Source organism: Mesorhizobium sp. B1-1-1 (genome assembly GCF_006442955.1).
In the GTDB taxonomy this organism is placed as follows: Bacteria; Pseudomonadota; Alphaproteobacteria; order Rhizobiales; family Rhizobiaceae; genus Mesorhizobium.
The window spans coordinates 1-16,844 of the sequence record NZ_VFWW01000020.1; the positions used below are offsets into that span (position 1 = coordinate 1).

13 protein-coding genes and 1 pseudogene are annotated in these 16,844 nt (G+C 64.1%); 6 read left to right on the plus strand and 8 right to left on the minus strand.

Features of this window, described 5'->3' with window-relative positions; genetic code table 11:
• Nucleotides 1-59: 59 nt before the first annotated feature.
• Both FJ986_RS29170 and FJ986_RS29175 read left to right on the plus strand, forming a co-directional pair.
• Entirely contained in the window at nt 60-1,346 is a 1,287-nt protein-coding gene (locus tag FJ986_RS29170) for an FAD-binding oxidoreductase (RefSeq protein ID WP_140676717.1), read from the plus strand.
• A 224-nt stretch (nt 1,347-1,570) separates the two neighbouring features.
• Nucleotides 1,571-2,419 (plus strand): SH3 domain-containing protein, encoded by an 849-nt coding sequence (locus tag FJ986_RS29175; RefSeq protein WP_246681849.1) that lies wholly within the window; start codon nt 1,571-1,573, stop codon nt 2,417-2,419.
• A 67-nt stretch (nt 2,420-2,486) separates the two neighbouring features.
• Here the strand turns inward: FJ986_RS29175 and FJ986_RS29180 are convergent, their stop codons facing one another.
• Nucleotides 2,487-3,233, minus strand: coding sequence for an SDR family oxidoreductase (locus FJ986_RS29180; protein ID WP_140676720.1), 747 nt, complete (start codon nt 3,231-3,233; stop codon nt 2,487-2,489).
• A gap of 313 nt (nt 3,234-3,546) precedes the next feature.
• Between FJ986_RS29180 and zwf the strand changes: the two genes are divergently transcribed.
• From zwf to edd, 3 genes are all read left to right on the plus strand, one after another.
• On the plus strand, nt 3,547-5,019 hold the full coding sequence (zwf, locus tag FJ986_RS29185; RefSeq protein ID WP_140501096.1) for a glucose-6-phosphate dehydrogenase: 1,473 nt from the start codon (nt 3,547-3,549) through the stop codon (nt 5,017-5,019).
• Nucleotides 5,001-5,717, plus strand: a complete 717-nt coding sequence (gene pgl / locus FJ986_RS29190; protein ID WP_140676722.1) for a 6-phosphogluconolactonase — start codon at nt 5,001-5,003, stop codon at nt 5,715-5,717. Before zwf ends, pgl begins: the two co-directional genes overlap by 19 nt.
• A 72-nt stretch (nt 5,718-5,789) precedes the next feature.
• Complete coding sequence (edd, locus tag FJ986_RS29195) at nt 5,790-7,634, plus strand: phosphogluconate dehydratase (protein WP_140501092.1); 1,845 nt, start codon at nt 5,790-5,792, stop codon at nt 7,632-7,634.
• A gap of 328 nt (nt 7,635-7,962) precedes the next feature.
• Here the strand turns inward: edd and FJ986_RS29200 are convergent, their stop codons facing one another.
• The 7 genes and pseudogenes from FJ986_RS29200 to FJ986_RS29230 all read right to left on the minus strand — a co-directional run bounded on the left by FJ986_RS29200 (nt 7,963) and on the right by FJ986_RS29230 (nt 15,336).
• Complete coding sequence (locus FJ986_RS29200) at nt 7,963-8,241, minus strand: helix-turn-helix domain-containing protein (protein ID WP_140513384.1); 279 nt, start codon at nt 8,239-8,241, stop codon at nt 7,963-7,965.
• Nucleotides 8,210-8,485, minus strand: coding sequence for a BrnT family toxin (locus tag FJ986_RS29205; protein ID WP_140501088.1), 276 nt, complete (start codon nt 8,483-8,485; stop codon nt 8,210-8,212). Before FJ986_RS29205 ends, FJ986_RS29200 begins: the two co-directional genes overlap by 32 nt.
• Nucleotides 8,482-8,773: pseudogene (locus FJ986_RS31040) on the minus strand (hypothetical protein); the annotation flags it as partial. The gene FJ986_RS29205 and the pseudogene FJ986_RS31040, both read right to left, overlap by 4 nt.
• Nucleotides 8,774-8,813: 40 nt before the next feature.
• Nucleotides 8,814-10,493, minus strand: coding sequence for a VWA domain-containing protein (locus FJ986_RS29215; protein WP_140676725.1), 1,680 nt, complete (start codon nt 10,491-10,493; stop codon nt 8,814-8,816).
• Between the two features lie 89 nt (nt 10,494-10,582).
• A complete protein-coding gene (locus FJ986_RS29220; protein WP_140501084.1) occupies nt 10,583-11,545 on the minus strand; it encodes a GlxA family transcriptional regulator in 963 nt (320 codons plus the stop codon).
• Between the two features lie 55 nt (nt 11,546-11,600).
• Entirely contained in the window at nt 11,601-12,500 is a 900-nt protein-coding gene (folD, locus tag FJ986_RS29225) for a bifunctional methylenetetrahydrofolate dehydrogenase/methenyltetrahydrofolate cyclohydrolase FolD (RefSeq protein ID WP_140501082.1), read from the minus strand.
• Between the two features lie 241 nt (nt 12,501-12,741).
• Nucleotides 12,742-15,336, minus strand: coding sequence for a GumC family protein (locus FJ986_RS29230; protein WP_140676728.1), 2,595 nt, complete (start codon nt 15,334-15,336; stop codon nt 12,742-12,744).
• 199 nt (nt 15,337-15,535) lie between these two features.
• On the opposite strand from FJ986_RS29230, the gene FJ986_RS29235 reads away from it, so the two are divergent.
• On the plus strand, nt 15,536-16,831 hold the full coding sequence (locus FJ986_RS29235; RefSeq protein WP_140562182.1) for a lipopolysaccharide biosynthesis protein: 1,296 nt from the start codon (nt 15,536-15,538) through the stop codon (nt 16,829-16,831).
• Nucleotides 16,832-16,844: the final 13 nt, after the last annotated feature.

Consider the following 16,844-nt stretch of genomic DNA (forward strand, 5'->3'; position numbering starts at 1 on the left):
CCCCTACTCCCCTACTCCCCTACTGCCCTACTGCCCTACTGCCCTACTCCGTGAGCATCATGCCCTACCAATCCCCGATCTCCCCCGGCCGTTCCTGGTACGAGGACACGGCCGGCCCGCGACCCGAGTATCCGGCGCTGGACGGTGACCGGAGCTGCGACGTCGTTATCGTTGGGGGCGGTTTCACCGGCTTGTCGGCGGCGGTGCATCTGGCCAAGGCTGGTAGCAATGTGGTCTTGATCGAGGCGTATCGCTTCGGCGACGGCGCTTCCGGGCGCAATGGCGGCCAGCTCGGCACGGGGCAGCGCGCCTGGGCCGAGGAATTGGAGGCCGAGTACGGGTTTTCCCGCGCCAAGGCACTGTTCGACCTCGCCGAGGAGGCGAAGGCGCATCTGCTCGAATTCGCCGCCGCCAACCAGATCGATATCGACTACATGCCGGGCCAGCTCTCGGTTGCGCACAAGCCGCGCTATGTCGACGACTACAAGGCGCATGCCGAGATCATGGCCAGCCGCTTCTCCTATCCGCACATTTCGTTCATGGACGCGACGGAAACTGCGCAGCGGCTGGGCTCGACAGCCTATTTCGGCGGGACGCGCGACACCGGCACCGGCCATATCCATCCGATGAAACTGGTGATCGGCACGGCGCGGGCGGCGGCACAGGCCGGCGCACGATTGTTCGAAGCGACGCCGTCGACCGGCATTGTTTCGAGCGGCGGCACGGTGAAGGTTTCGACAGCCAGGGGGACGATCACAGCGCAGAAATGCCTGATCGCGGTCAATGCCTATGGCGGCACGCTCGAACCGGTGAGTGCCGCGCACATCATGCCGATCGGCTCGTTCATCGGCGCGACCGTGCCGCTTGGAGCGGATTCGAACGTGCTGCCGGGCGGCGAGGCCGTCGATGATTCCCGCTTCGTCGTGCGCTACTTCCGCAAGTCGAGGGATGGCCGGCTGCTGTTCGGCGGACGCGAGGTCTACGGCGTCAACGACCCCAAGGACATCCATATCCATATCCGCCGCCAGATCGCGGAACTCTATCCCGCACTAAGGGACGTCGAAATCACGCATGGCTGGGGCGGCTATGTCGGCATCACGGTGCCGAGAAAGCCGTTCGTGCGGGAAGTGATGCCGAATGTGATCTCGGCCGGCGGCTATTCCGGTCACGGCGTCATGCTGTCGAACTTCTTCGGCAAGCTCTATGCCGAAACGGTAGCCGGCAACCGCGACCGGCTAAAGCTGATCGAGGATTTGAAGATTCCGCCGTTCCCCGGTGGCCGGCGCTTGCGCGCGCCGCTGCTTTTCCTGGCGCTCAACTGGTTCGCGTTGCGCGACAGGATTTAACAATTGTTGAGTAATATCGTGGGGACCGCGACATCCAAGCGTTGCAGAATCTTCAGCAATGGCGCACTGATGCCACAATCGCGGGCAAAAAGTGCAATCTCTGGGCGAATATAGACGGGGATTTTCTGCGGGCCCGCCCGCTGTTTGATTTGGGACCGGTGTGATCGACGCACGCGTTGCGGTGTTTGATCGAAGAACATCGGCCCCTTATGGAGGTGGCAAGAGTGAGAGAGCCCTTCAGTTTCGGTGCTCCGGAACGTCGGCGCTTTGCCATGCAGTTCGGCTACGACATGCGCCCGTCATTCTGGCAGGGAGTCCGTTCGAACTCGCATTTGGTGATTGCCGCGGTCGGCACGGCCGCGCTGCTCGGCGTGGCCGCGGTGGCACTGTGGCTGGCGTTGCCGGCGAACGAGCGGCAAGCGGTTGCCAATCCAGAGCAAGCCATTCCGGCCGTTCCGGTGAAGACGACGAAGATCGCGGCAGCGGGGATCACGGCGGCCGCGGCGGCGGTGCCGCAAGCGGCGCGAAAGTCCGACCAGGTCTCGCCGACCGTGGCTGTCTCGGAAGCCGCCATTCCGGCGCTCGCGGCGAACGACCCGCGCTGGACCGCCTCCCAATCGAAGACCGCACCGGCTGCTTCCGGCCAGTCGGCGAGCAAGGCCGGGCAGACGCCTGACAAGCCGGCGGCGGCGGCATTCGCGCAACCCGCTGCCGACACCGACGCCGCCACCGAGCTCGCCAAGGTCGCCGCACCGGCCCCGGCGGCGGGCAGCAGTCCCGATGGCGCGCAGACCGCCGCCATTCCGGCCGCGCAACCACAAGTAGCGTCGCAGCAATCTGCCGCGCAGCATGACGACAGCAAGGCCGAACCGCGCAAAGCGGCCGCAGCTGGCACCGGGCGCATCCTCAGGGCCGTGACTATGCGTAGCGGCCCGAAGAAGAATGCGGCCGCCATCGTCACGGTGCCCGCCAAGACCTCGGTGCAAGTGATGAGCTGCAAGCGTTGGTGCCAGATCGTCTACAACGGCAAGACAGGCTGGGTCTACAAAACCTACATCAAGACCGGCGCCTGACGCACCAGCGCCACGATCAAGGCAGGCACGGCCGAGCCGATCTTTGGCGCAGCGATGACGGTGTGCGTCAGATGCAGCGACCGCCGTCGACCTCCAGCGCAACGCCAGTGATGAAGGCGGCCTCGTCGGAGGCCAGCCACAGTGCCGCATTGGCAATGTCGAGCGGGGTCGAAAGCCGGCCGAGCGGGATCGAGGCGCGGAATTTCTCGCGGATTTCGGGTGTATCGGCGCCCATGAATTTTTCCAGCATGCCGGTCTCGCCGGCCACCGGACACAGGCAGTTGACGCGGATGTTCTTCGGCGCGAGTTCCACCGCCATCGACTTGGTGGCGGTGATCGCCCAGCCCTTCGAAGCATTGTACCAGGTGAGGCCGGGCCGAGGGCGCAGGCCAGCGGTGGAGGCCGTGGTCAGGATGACGCCGCCGCCTTGCCGATCCATGATCGGCACGACGGCAAGGGCAGCATGATAGATGGCCTTCATGTTCACCGATGTGATCAGGTCGAACGTCGTCTCGTCGACTTCGAGCATGTCGCCATTGCGATGGGTCAACCCGGCATTGTTGACCATGATGTCGATACGGCCGAAGGCGCTTTTGGCGGCATGGACCATCTCGTCGAATTCGGAGCGCTGCGAAACGTCGGTCTGGGTCCAGATCGCCGCCTCGCCGATCTCGCCGGCTACGCGTTCGGCGCCCTTGGCATTGAGGTCGGCCACGACGATCCTGGCGCCCTCCTCGGCGAAGCGACGGGCAATGCCCTCGCCGAAACCCGAAGCGGCCCCGGTGACGATGGCGACCTTGTCCTTCAGACGCATGTTTTTCCGCTCCCTGGGTTCATCGCGTGGCTTTTACCGTGGGCTGCCGGCGTCATGGCCTGTGCCACGACAGGCAAAGCGCTGATTCTCCCTTAGCTTTCGTCACATTCACGTCCTATGCTGCAACTGCGAAGGCTTGGCGGAGTTGTCGTTTGCCGACAAGCCTTTGCTTGGTGCCAGTGTCAAGCGCACATCTGGACCGATGCAAATATGTAGCGATCGGTCGTCGATGTGACACCATGGCACTGGAAAATTTAAATCGATTAGAATATATCAGCCGCGTACTCGCGACCGGCGTCAAAGCGGATAGACCATGACCAGCCAGATCATCCCCGTCGACCCTTTCGACTTCATCATTTTCGGTGGCACCGGCGACCTGTCGGAACGCAAACTTCTGCCGTCGCTCTACTATCGCCAGCGCGACCATCAATTTTCCGAGCCAACCCGCATCATCGGCACGTCGCGTTCGAAGATGAGTGATGACGAATTTCGGGCTTTCGCCAAGCAGGCTATTTCCGACCACGTCAAGGCGGCCGATATCGATCCCAAGGAGCTCAAAACCTTCCTGGCGCGGCTTTCCTATGTCCCGGCCGATGCCACGAGCGGCGCGGGGTTCGACAGGCTGAAGAAGGCGATCGGCGACAGCGACTGCATCCGCGCCTTCTATCTGGCGGTGGCGCCGGCGCTGTTCGGCGACATCTCGCACAAGCTGAAAGAACACGATCTGATCACGCCGAATTCGCGCATCGTGCTGGAGAAACCGATCGGCCGCGACCTCGCTTCGGCGCAAACGCTCAACGATCTGGTCGGCGACGATTTCCACGAAAGCCAGATCTTCCGCATCGACCATTATCTCGGCAAGGAAACGGTGCAGAACCTGATGGCGCTGCGTTTTGCCAATGCGCTCTACGAGCCGCTGTGGAATTCCGCCCATATCGACCACGTGCAGATCACCGTCGCCGAGACCGTCGGCCTGGAAGATCGTGTCACCTATTACGACAAGGCCGGCGCGCTGCGCGACATGGTGCAGAACCATATGCTGCAACTGCTCTGCCTGGTGGCCATGGAAGCGCCATCGTCGATGGACGCCGACGCCGTGCGTGACGAGAAGCTGAAGGTGCTGCGCGCGCTCAAGCGCATCAACGGCAACGAGGCGCCGAAGCACACGGTGCGTGGACAATACCGCGCCGGCGCTTCCGCAGGCGGGCCGGTGAAAGGCTATGTCGAGGAGCTCGGCAAGGACAGCAACACCGAAACCTTCGTCGCGATCAAGGCCGAGATCGGCAACTGGCGCTGGGCAGGCGTTCCGTTCTACCTCAGGACCGGCAAGCGGCTGGCAACCCGGGTCTCGGAGATCGTCATCGAGTTCAAGCCGATCCCGCATTCGATCTTCGGCGGCGACAGCGCCGGGCCGATCTTCGCCAACCAGCTGGTCATCCGGCTGCAGCCCGACGAAGGCGTCAAGCAATTCATCATGATCAAGGACCCGGGTCCGGGCGGCATGCGGCTGCGGCAGATTTCGCTCGACATGAGCTTCGCGCAGTCCTTCGACGGCCGCGCGCCGGACGCTTATGAACGGCTGATCATGGATGTCGTGCGCGGCAACCAGACGCTGTTCATGCGCCGCGACGAGGTCGAGGCCGCGTGGAGGTGGATCGACCCGATCCAGAACGCCTGGGAAAGCGCCAGGCAGGAGGCGCAGGGCTATACGGCGGGCACCTGGGGACCTTCGGCCTCGATAGCGCTGATCGAACGTGACGGGCGGACATGGCACGAGAGCAATTGAACAGCGCCAGCTACAACTGGAATGGCTTTTCCGACCGCGCGGAACTGGCGGCGGCGCTGGCCGAGCGCGTCGCCGACCGGCTGGCAAAGGCAATCGCGGCGCGCGGCACGGCGTTACTGGCCGTTTCCGGCGGCACGACGCCGGCAAAATTCTTTGCTGCCCTGTCGGGAATACCGATCGCCTGGGACAAGGTAACGGTGACGCTGATCGACGAGCGCTTCGTGCCGGCCTCCTCGCCGCGTTCCAATGCCGGACTGGTGGCCGCCAATCTGTTGCAGAACGCGGCTGCGGCGGCACGGTTCGTGCCGCTCTATCACGAAGCCGTCAGCATCGAGGATGCCGCGAGATCGGACAATGCGGCGCTCCAGTCCCTGCCCTGGCCGCTCGACGTCGCCGTGCTCGGCATGGGACCTGACGGCCATACCGCCTCATTCTTTCCCGACGCCGACGATCTGGCGAAATTGCTCGACCCGTCCTCGCACAGGATCGTGCTGCCGGTTCATGCGGCAAGCGCCGGCGAGCCGCGGCTGACCCTGTCGCTGGCGCGCATCGTCGATGCCGGCTTCCTGGCGCTGCACATAGAGGGCGAGGACAAACGCACCGCCTTCGACGGCGCGGTGGCACCCGGTCCGCGAAAGCCGATCCGCGCCGTGCTCGACGCCGCCCCCAGGCCTGTAGAGGTTTTCTGGGCACCCTAACTCTAGACTTATCTGGTCCCGGCAAACGGCGGGAGGATGTTTCCGGGACCTCGCTTGAAAGGACCGAACGCCATGACCGCAAGACGCGATATCGAAGCCATCACGGAGCGCATCCGCCAACGCTCCAAGCCGGGCCGCGAGCGCTATCTCGGCCGCATCGCCAGCGCATCGAACCAGACCGCCAACCGGGCGGTGCTGTCCTGCGGCAATCTTGCCCATGGCTTTGCCGTGTGCAGCCCCTCGGAGAAAGTGGCGCTGGGTGCCGACAAGGTGCCGAACCTCGGTATCATCACCTCCTACAACGACATGCTGTCGGCGCATCAGCCCTTCGAGACATTCCCGGCGCTGATCAAGGAAGCGGCGCGGGAGGCCGGCGGCATCGCCCAGGTTGCCGGCGGCGTGCCGGCGATGTGCGACGGTGTCACCCAGGGGCAGCCGGGCATGGAGCTTTCGCTGTTCTCGCGCGATGTCATCGCCATGGCGGCCGCGATCGGCCTGTCGCACAATATGTTCGACGCCGCCGTTTATCTGGGCGTCTGCGACAAGATCGTGCCCGGGCTGGTGATCGCGGCACTGACCTTCGGCCATCTGCCGGCGGTGTTCATTCCGGCCGGGCCGATGACGACAGGCCTGCCCAACGATGAAAAGGCCAGGGTTCGCCAGCTCTACGCCGAGGGCAAGGCAGGCCGCGCCGAACTGCTGGAGGCCGAGTCCAAGTCCTATCATGGACCGGGGACCTGCACCTTCTACGGCACGGCCAACTCCAACCAGATGCTGATGGAGATCATGGGCCTGCACACGCCAGGCGCTTCCTTCGTCAATCCGGGAACGCCGCTGCGAGACGCCTTGACCCGCGAGGCGACCAAGCGGGCGCTGGCGATCACCGCGCTTGGCAACGCCTATACGCCGGTCGGGCGGATGATCGACGAGTGTTCCATCGTCAACGGCGTGGTTGGCCTGCACGCGACCGGCGGCTCGACCAACCATACCATTCATCTGATCGCCATGGCCGCAGCCGCAGGCATTGCGCTGACGTGGCAGGATATTTCCGACCTCTCGGAAGCGGTACCGCTCCTGGCGCGCGTCTATCCCAACGGGCTTGCGGATGTGAACCATTTCCATGCCGCGGGCGGGCTCGGCTTTCTCATTCGCGAGTTGCTCGACGAAGGGGTGCTGCATGAAGATGTGCAGACGGTATGGGGCGAAGGCCTGCGGCCTTACGCGGTCGAGGCAAGGCTCGGCGCTGACGGCAATGTGGTGCGCGAAGCTTCGCCGCGCGCGAGCGGCGACGAAAAGGTGCTGGCGCCGTTCAAGAAAGCGTTCCAGCCGACAGGCGGCCTGAAAGTGCTTTCGGGCAATCTCGGCCACGCCGTCATCAAGACTTCGGCCGTGAAGCCGGAGCGGCGCATCATCGAGGCGCCGGCCAAGGTGTTCGACAGCCAGCAAGGGCTGAACGAGGCCTTCAAGGCCGGCACGCTTACCGGCGACTTCATCGCCGTCATCCGCTTCCAGGGACCGAAGGCCAACGGCATGCCGGAACTGCACAAGCTGACCACCGTGCTCGGCATCCTGCAGGATCGCGGCCAGCGCGTCGCACTGGTCACGGACGGGCGCATGTCCGGCGCCTCCGGCAAGGTGCCGGCGGCGATCCATGTCACGCCGGAAGCGGTCGAGGACGGCCCGATCGCCAGGATCCACGACGGCGACATCATCCGGCTGGATGCCGATGCCGGCACGCTTGAAGTGCTGGTACCGGCAGCGGAATTCGCGCTACGTCGGACGGCGGAAGCCGATCTCATCGGCAATGAGTTCGGCTTTGGCCGTGAGCTCTTCGCCGGATTCCGGCAGCTGGTGGGTCGAGCCGACCATGGGGCCAGCGCGTTTGGAACCGACGCAGCGGAATTCGCGCTGCAATGAAAAGGGACGGCTCCTGGCCGCCGTAGCTGAAATGTGGATTACTTGCTTGTCGCGGGGATCGTCGTCAAAGTCGGTTATTTTGTTGCGAAGATTAGGATTTCTGACAATCGGACGTGGCCGAAAGGGCAAAGCGCAAGGCTTTCCGTAGATAACTCGTCCCACTGTGCTTCTGGAATGCAACTGCTCTCCGCTGGCGGCGTACGCTCGCTGTTCATGATTCCTCCGAATCACCACAAAATCGCGATTTTTTGCCAGCTCGCCATATGGGCAAATTCGCGAAGCTGCCGAAACCTACGACATGCAAGCCGAAGCTCCTCGGCAACGCCAGCTATGCGACGACCTTCGCCACCATGTCCGGATGCTGACCGATCACGCGCACATAGGCGATAGCGAAATCCGGCGCGGTTGCCCGCGCCTGCTCCCAATCGCGTAGCGTGCCGACCGGAACCCGGAAGCGGCTGGCGAACTCGGACTGCGACAGGCCAAGCCCGGTCCTCGTCTTGCGGATCAGGCGGGCGCGCTGGCCCCGGTCCATCGCCTCGGCCGTCACGTCGAAGTCTTCGGCGTCAGCCAGGTCAGCAGGTAGCGAGATATGCTCGTTCTTCACCCTTGTTGCTCCTTCTCACTGAGATGAAGCGGGGCTGTTCACCCCGCCAGACGAAGACCCCGGTGAACAGCTTCTCCCCGACGATGCCGACCACCTTGAACCGTTCCTCGCCGTCGATCTCTCGGATGGAGGGGATAATCAGATGGTTGTCGTCCTCAAAAATCCGATCGCCAAAGGCTAGCGGTAACTTGTGCTTTTCGCGGTTCGCCGCATCCTTGGCAGAGTCGAACCTGTCCTGCGTCATGGGCTACAATCATACGGGATTTCCGTATAGACCGCAAATCCCCTTTTCACTCGTGAAATGTCGAGGGTTTTAGGAGCGCGACAAACCCACAGAGGAAAGGCGCTTAAACCGCTCGGTATGGTAACTGGAGCCGCTGGGTAAACCTTCGCTCGGCCGGCTAAAGCGCCGGCGATTTCGGGCAGCACATTCATCGCATCTCGGCCATGGTCGAGCTTTCAGCACGGCCGGAATGTCGTAGGTGTCGTTGATTGACTTGACGGTTCGCCAATCGAGACCGGCCTGGTAGGCCGGCTCGTGGGCCGCCCCTTCTGTTGCTGACAACCAAACCCTACTGAACCGTGATCTCGGCCCGTTCGCCAGCCTTGACTGTCACCGGCATCTCCTTGTCATGACCCTCATCCGACATATGCCGGACGACGACATAATCGCCGGCGGGGATCGTCTGCTGCCAGTTGTCGCCGTAGTTGAAGCCGAGCGATTTGCGCTTGCCATCGATGTCCTTTTTCGACGAAAACACCTCAATCGAATAAGCGCCGGGCGCCGATATTGCGAGCACGCCCGCATCGAGCACGACCTTCACGTCCTGGCTGTCGCCGGGCTTGATGCTGAAAGGCTGCTCGACGACGGCGAGATCGAGCGTTGTCACCGCCACATAGTCGTCGGGCGGCAGCCAGAACTTGCTGTCGGCCCCATAGGAGTGCTCGACGCTGTCGCGGCTGCCGTCGATCTTCTTCTTCGCCTTGACGATCTCAAAGCCGATGGCCGAATTGTCGGCCTTCTCGCCGCCAGACGTATAGTAGGCATTGAGCATGGCCTGGCCGACGCCGACCACGACGTCCTTTTCTACGGTCTGCCCGGCGGCGAGCTGGATTGTTTCCGTCACCGTGCCGGCACCGATCTGCACCGTCACCTTCTGTTCGCCCGCCGGCACGATGGCCTGGGTGTCGCCGTAATGGGTGGTGCTGCCACCGGGATAGGCGAAATCGACGCGGGCTTCGCTGCTGATCTCGGCACCCTGGCTGGCATGCGGGTGAATGATCAATGTGCCGGCGTTCAGGATAAAGAGCGGTTTTTGGACCTGGCCGGCCTCGATCTTGACCTTCTGCTCGACCTTGGCTTCGTCGTCGCGCGCGACGACGATATAGTCGCCGGGATCGAGTTTGCCGCTATAGCTGCCATATTCGGTGGTGACGGACTCGCCGCGCGAGCCGTCGGGGTTGGCTTTGTAAATCTCCCAGGCATTGCCGTCGGTGATCGGCTCGCCGCCTTCGGCCATCACCACGGTCGGCTGGAAATTGAAAGCAGGCCTTGCAGGCTCCGGCGCAGGCGCTGGCGCTGGCGCCGGTTCGGTTGCCGGCGCCGGCGCGGGGGGCGGTGACGGCGCCGGTGCGGCGACGGTTTCGACCAAAGCTTGCCGCAGCGCCTTCTCGTCGGACGCCTGGATGTACCTGCCGCCGGTGTTGTCGGCGAGGCAAGCGATCTGCTTGCCTTCGTCGGCCGTAAGGCCAAAGCCGACAACGTCGGCTGTGAAATCGACGCCGGACGATTCGAGTTCCTTGCCAAGCGCGCAAGGATCGCCGCCACAGGTCTCGAGCCCGTCGGTGATGAGAATGACGGTCGCCTTGTCCTCGGTGTATTTCAGCGCTTCGGCCGCCTGCTTGACGGCTGATGTCAGCGGCGTCTTGCCGAGGAATTTCATGCTGTCGGCCGCGGCCGAAATCGCGCTCGCCGCGCCGGCCTGCGGCGGTACGATCAGCTGGATGTCCTCGCAACTGCCTTTCTTGCGATGGCCATAGGCCATGAAACCGAGTTCATCGTCGGCGGGAACCGATTGCAGCACGCTTCTCAGCGACTCACGGGCGATTTCCAGCTTGGGCCTGCCGTCGATCTGCGCCCACATCGACCCTGAAGCGTCGAGGATGATGATGAGCTTGTTCGCGGCAAAGCCGAATGTCGTCATCGACAAAAGGAGAAACGCCGCAGCGACGCTCCGTGCAAGTCCCGCCATCAAAATCTCCTGAGTAGCCGCCCCGTCCGCCGGCTGAAGCTATTTGAGCCCACCCTGGGACACAAGCCCGGACGCGGCTTGTCCGCGGCTTAGTAGGTGGTGCGGCGCTCTTCGGAAGGCGGGCGGCCAAACTGCAGCCGGTAGCTCTGGGCAAAATAGGAATGCGAGGTGAAGCCGGTGGCGATCGCCACATCGAGGATCGGCATGTTGGTCTGGCGCAACAATTCGCGCGCCCGCTCCAACCGCAGCCGCATGTAGTAGCGGCCGGGCGTGACGTTGAGGTGGCGCAGGAACAAACGCTCCACCTGACGCACCGAAAGGCCGGCCGATTTGGCGAGCTGCACCGCCGAGAGCGGCTCGTCGAGATGGTCGGCCATCAGCTCGACGATGCGCCTGAGCTTCTCCGACTTGCCGGTGAGATCGCGCTCCGGCCCGACGCGCTGGCGGTCGCCGGCCGAGCGGATGCGCTCGTGCTGGAACTGGTTGGCGACGCCATTGGCGAGGTTCGAGCCGAAGTCGCCGCGCACGATCTCCAGCATCAGGTCGATCGAGGTGGTGCCGCCGGCGCAGGTGTAGCGCTTGCGGTCGATCTCGAAGACGTTGCCAGTGCAGTTGATGTCGGGAAAGCGCTCGACGAAGCCGGCGCGGTTCTCCCAATGGATGGTGCAGCGATAGCCGTCGAGCTGGCCGGCCTCGGCCAGCAAATAGGATCCGACCGACAGCGCGCCGAGCGCATTGCCGCGCCGGCCCCAGCTGCGCAGCGCCGCCAGAACCTTGCTCTTGCCGGGAAACTCCGTGGTCAGCCCGACCGAGACGAAGAGGATGTCGACCGGCGGAAGGTCGGCAACCGCATAGTCGATCTTGAGCGGCAAGCCGTTGGACGCCATCACCGGATCGCCATCGGCCGATACCGTCGTCCAGCCGTAGAAATCGCGGCCGAGCAGCCGGTTCGCCGAACGGAACGTGTCGATCGCGGCGGCCAGCGAGAACATGGAGAACTTGTCGACCAGCAGGAATGCGAATTGCCGGCCGCCTTGAACGGGATCATTCATGACCGGCCGTTCCAAGGGAATAGTTGGGTTCGGCAAAGCTGCTGCTTTCTGGTGGTCAGAAGGAGGGCCGTTTCAACCCGGCCGCAAGGTAGGCGGAGGCTAACGTATTGGCCATCAGCATGGCAATGGTCATCGGCCCGACGCCGCCGGGCACGGGCGTGATGGCGCCGGCGGCCTTGGCCGCTTCGGCATAGGCGACATCGCCGACGAGGCGGGATTTGCCCTCCCCCTTCTCCGGGGCCGGGATGCGATTGATGCCGACGTCGATGACGGTTGCGCCGGGCTTCACCCAATCGCCCCTGATCATCTCCGGCCGGCCAACCGCGGCGACGAGAATGTCGGCGGTGCGGGCCAGTCCCGGCAGATCCTTCGTGCGGCTGTGCGCGATGGTGACGGTGCAATTGGCGGCAAGCAGGAGATTGGCCATCGGCTTGCCGACGATGTTGGAACGGCCGACGACGACGGCATTGAGGCCCGACAGATCCTTGCCGCGCACGCGCTCGATCAGGAGCATCGAGCCGGCGGGCGTGCAGGGAACGAAAGCGGTGTCGAGTTCGCCGGTGCCGAGCTTGCCGACATTGATGAAATGGAAGCCGTCGACATCCTTCTGCGGCGCGATCGCCTGGATGACCTTGCCGGCGTCGATGTGGGCGGGAAGCGGAAGCTGCACCAGGATGCCGTTGATGGCCGGATCGGCGTTGAGGTCGGCGATGATCTTGAGCAGCGCCTCCTGGGAGGTATCCGCCGGCAGCGTGTGCTGGACCGAATGAAAGCCGCATTCCTTGGCGGTGCGGGATTTGGAGGCGACATAGACCTGGCTCGCCGGATCCTCGCCGACGATGACCACGGCGAGACCGGGCTGGATCTTGCCCTTGGCGACAAGCTCGGCGGTCAAGGTCTTCACCGTCCGCACCACGTCTTCGGCAACGCTTTTGCCGTCAATCACTTCGGCCATATGAATCACCCCTCGATACGTTCCGCCAAACCGGCCGCGTCCGAAAATGCGGCGCTTTGGATCCTTTTCTCAAGCGTGCGCCGAAGCCTGCATGGCCCGGCCAGCCGGGCTGCGTCCCCAGCAAAGACACCGCGCGGCATTTTGACGAAAATTCGAACACGCAATCCCGTCAAAGCGCCGTCCGATGCCGTTTACGCGAAACCGGCGCGCTTTTGTTCGACACAGGAGACTATCTTGTGGCTCAGAAATAGCGGCGGCCCGCGCGGCTCTCGGTAAGCTCGCGAACAGCCTCGCGAAATTCGCGCAGGCTGGCGCGAATTTCCTCGATCGACGCCTGCTCGGCGCCCTTCTCGGCGGCGGCGGGCTGCTCCAGCGGCGCGGCGGGATAGGCCGACGGCTGAGCCGGAGCGGGTGCGGCCGGGTAGGGCATGGGCGCGCCATAGGGCGCCGTGGCCTGGGGATGGCCTGCCGCCGACCGCGTCTGCCAAGGCTGCATGTGCGGATAGACCAAGGGCTGCGCATAGGGATGGGACGAGGCCGGATACATCGCCTGCTGCGGCACCAGGGGCGACCGCAATGGCGGTCCCATGGGCCGCGTATAGCCGGCGTCCGCGTCTGGCTGAAAAGATGGCCGCGGATAGTCTGGAGCTGGCGGGCGATGTCCAGAGGCGGAATCCGGAGCCGGATAGTCGGGAAATGCCGGAGTGCTCGCCGGCCGGCCCTCTTCGGCGACAGCGGCCGATGCAGATGCACCGGGAAACGCATCGTCCTGCGCCTCGGTGGCGGGCTTGCGGGACACGGCTTTGCGCAGCCTCGACATCAGCAAGCCGATCCGGCTTGGACCCTCGGTGGCAGCGGCTCCGGGCTGCGCGGCAAGCGGCGGCACTGATGCTGGTGGCGGCGGCGGTGATTGCGGCGGCGATGCTTGCGGTATCGGCGGCGCCGGCGGAGGCGGCGCCCGGAATGCCTGGTCATCGAGCGGCGCCCGGCGCTCCTCTATCTTGCGGTCACGGCGGGATCGTGACCTGGCGGTCTCACGCAGGCTTTCATAGGCGCCGCGCATGGCGCCGAGACCGACGCCGGAGGCAAAGCCCAGCAGCAGGCCGGCAAGCGCCACCACGGCGCGCGACGGCCCGTTCGGCTCCAGCGGAATGGAGGCGGGCGAGATTACGCTCATATTGGCGGTGTTGATATTCTTCTGCTCGCCGGTCTCCTTGGCGCGCAGGAGATATTGCTCATAGACCGAGCGCTTGGCCGAGGCCTCGCGTTCCAGTTCGCGCATCGAGACAAGGTCGCTGTTGACGTCGCCGCTGCGCACCTTCATCTGCGCCAGGCGGGAAGCAAGGTCCTGTTCGAGCTGGACCGAGCGTTTCAGGTCAACCTGCAGCGACGACGCGATGCGGCTGAGTTCGGCGACGATGCGTTCGCGCGCGCCGGTGAGCTGGGCCTCGAGCGCCTGGCGCTCGGGATGGCGCGGTCCGAGCCGGACCGCTGCCCGATCAGCCTCCTGTTTGAGCGTTGCGTATTGCGAGCGCAGATCGCTCATGGAGTTGGAGTTGATCTCTTCAGGCAAGGTGCCGCTGAGCACCGAATTCACGTTGACCTGACGTGCCGAGGCCGCGCGGGCGTTCAGCTCCAGCGTGCGGGCGCGGGCGACGGAAAGCTGCTCGTTGAGCTTGAGCATCTGGTCGTCGCTGATCAGATGGCCCTGCGCGTCGACAAGATCATGGGTGGCCCTGAAATCCTCGACCTTGCGCTCGGCGGCTTCGACGCCCTTGCGCATCTCGTCGAGTTTCGCCGTCAGTTCGTTGTTGGCCCGGCCGGCAGTGTCGGACTGGATTTCACCCGAAGTCTGCAGGAAAACCTTCGTCATCGTTTCCGCGATGAGCGCCGATTTCTGGGCGTCCTGCGTGGTGACGCCGATGGTGATCACGGAGGTCTTGCCGCCGCGCTCGACCGAAACGCTCTCGGCCAGGTTGACGATGGCAAGGGAAAGGCGGCGGGATTGGTCGACACCGCCCGGTCCGTCCTGGCGCAACAGGATCGAGCGGATCAGCGACATGACGCCCAGGCCGCCATTGCCTTGGCCGTTGAACTCGGGGTCGTCGACCAGGTCGAGCTCCTGGACAACCTTGTTCAACACGGTGCCGGAGGTCAGCAACTTGATCTGGTTCTCGACGTTGACGAGCGCCGCGTCGGGCATGACCACCGCCTGGGTGAGATCGCGATCCGTAAGCTTCAGGTCGCGCGGGTCGACGATCAGTTCGGTGGTGGACTCGTATTTCTTCGGCGTCGACAGGGCAATCGCAACGCCGAGCGCCGCGCCCAGTACCGTCGTGGTGATGATCAGCGCTTTGGACCTGGCGACGCCGCGAACCACCTGCATCGGATCGATCAGGGGCTTCCATTGCTGGCTGTCGGCATCCTCGCCAGGAGATGTTCCCGCTTCGCTCGCGCTCAGCGGTTCGGATGTGCTGCGCGGGGAATCAACGCTCGAGGCGATCTCAGGAACCGTCTCTTCATACGGCATCGCCGAGTCCGAACCGCCGATACCGGCCCCATCGTGCGAACGCGAAATGCCGGCGGACGCCGGAGCCGGCTCGCCGCCCGGCTGCAAGCGTTGCGTTGCGGTGGATGCGGAAGGCGCCGGATTCATCTTCGCCTCGCGCTGCGAACGCGCCAGGCGATGACGTGTGGCGGCATCCTCGCGCCATGACGGATTTGCCCGATCCCCTAGCGAGACCAGCGATGCCTCGTCCTCACCGCGCACGGCTTGGCCAAGCGCCAGCAAGGATCGCTCGCGCCTCCAGTCCTCACGATTTTCCCTGTCGCCCATTGTCGCGGAGCTTACTTTCAGCCGCCAGACAGCGGCAGTCGGCCATTTGTTAAGCCACGCTAAACAAGCATAGAAAACAAAAGGTTAATTTTAGGCGGCCGAAAGCATTGCTTGATGCCGGCTGCTTGGAATTTCAGCAGATGCAGGAAGATTTCAGAAGGGCACGTTAAACTTTGCCGCCTATGCCTTTCCCTGACCTATGACTGAGGCCAGCGACATACCGCAGAGGCGGCCCCTCGCCCGGATCGGCACCTTCGTGGCCGAAAGACGGGGGATGGTTCGCGACTATTTTTCAGCGATCAGCGGCGCCGGCGGGCGGCTGGTGTTTTCACTCGCCTACTTCATCGCCTTGGCCAATACGCTTTCCATCGCCGAGTTTGGCATGTTCGCCACCGCCTCGGCCGCCGGAGTGATGCTGTCGCGGCTTCTGGCCTTCGGCTTCATCTCGGCACTCTACCGCACCGCCACCATCCGCCCCAACCTGATTGGCACCTTCACCGCAGGCTTCCTGCTGCTGGGCATCGTCTCGTTGCCGCTGCTCGCTGCGGCCTCCTACATCGTCTACCTGATCTTCTTTGCCAGCACCGTGCCGCTGCCGGTGTTCGCGGCAATCGTCTTTGCCGAGGCGCTTCTGTGGCGGCCGGTGGAGGTGGCGCTGATCGTCAACAACGGTCTCGGCAAATTCGGCCGTGCCGCCGTGCTGGCGATCCTGGCGACGGCGTTGCGGGCAGCCGGCGCGGTGCTGTTCATGTTCTGGGCGCAACACAGCGTCTGGGTGTGGTCCTGGTTCTATATCGGCGCGAACGCGGCCTCGCTGCTGGTCGCGTTCGGCCTCTTCTATCCGCGCCAACGGCTGCGGCTGCGCGGCGAGCTCTATCTCAGGCGGCTCGCCGATTCGATCTACGTCGCCGGCGCCGAGGTGTTGTTCTACCTGCAGATGGAGTTCGACAAGCTTCTGGTGCTGGCGATCGGTGGGCCGCACCTGGCCGGCATCTATGCCATCATCATGCGGCTGGTCGACCTGACGGCGATCCCGATCCGCACCTTCTCCATGATGCTGGTGCAGCGCATGATGCGTGCCCCGGAGCTCTTGTCACGGCTGGCGGTCAAGAGCGGCATCGAAGGCGGCGTGTTCGCGGTCTCGACGCTGGCGCTGCTGGTGCTTGCCGTGGTGCTGCATTTCTTCCCCGGGGCGCTCGGCAAGAACGTCTCGGAGGCCGCTCCCCTTGTGGCGCTTGCGATCGGCGTTCCGGGACTGCGCAATCTGGTCGAATACCAGGCGGAGCTTCTGTTCGCGCGCGGCCAGACGCTGGTGCGGGCGCTCAATCTCGGCCTGCTCGCCGCCCTCAAGGCGCTGCTGCTGACCTATGTGCTGACAACAATTGCCGACACATCGAAGCTGGTGCTGTCGCTCAACGTCGTCTTCCTGCTACTCTATCTCGCGTCGATGCTGCTGACCTATTCGGCGCTACGCAAGCCGGCGAAGGCGATCTGATCCTTCATCTGGG

Coding starts and splice junctions, on each gene's coding strand:
- FJ986_RS29215 (WP_140676725.1), bottom strand. CDS start 10,493: ATGGCGGGACTTGCACGGAGCGTCGCTGCGGCGTTTCTCCTTTTGTCG.
- edd (WP_140501092.1), top strand. CDS start 5,790: ATGACCGCAAGACGCGATATCGAAGCCATCACGGAGCGCATCCGCCAA.
- zwf (WP_140501096.1), top strand. CDS start 3,547: ATGACCAGCCAGATCATCCCCGTCGACCCTTTCGACTTCATCATTTTC.
- FJ986_RS29205 (WP_140501088.1), bottom strand. CDS start 8,485: ATGACGCAGGACAGGTTCGACTCTGCCAAGGATGCGGCGAACCGCGAA.
- pgl (WP_140676722.1), top strand. CDS start 5,001: ATGGCACGAGAGCAATTGAACAGCGCCAGCTACAACTGGAATGGCTTT.
- FJ986_RS29170 (WP_140676717.1), top strand. CDS start 60: ATGCCCTACCAATCCCCGATCTCCCCCGGCCGTTCCTGGTACGAGGAC.
- folD (WP_140501082.1), bottom strand. CDS start 12,500: ATGGCCGAAGTGATTGACGGCAAAAGCGTTGCCGAAGACGTGGTGCGG.
- FJ986_RS29180 (WP_140676720.1), bottom strand. CDS start 3,233: ATGCGTCTGAAGGACAAGGTCGCCATCGTCACCGGGGCCGCTTCGGGT.
- FJ986_RS29235 (WP_140562182.1), top strand. CDS start 15,536: ATGACTGAGGCCAGCGACATACCGCAGAGGCGGCCCCTCGCCCGGATC.
- FJ986_RS29220 (WP_140501084.1), bottom strand. CDS start 11,545: ATGAATGATCCCGTTCAAGGCGGCCGGCAATTCGCATTCCTGCTGGTC.
- FJ986_RS29230 (WP_140676728.1), bottom strand. CDS start 15,336: ATGGGCGACAGGGAAAATCGTGAGGACTGGAGGCGCGAGCGATCCTTG.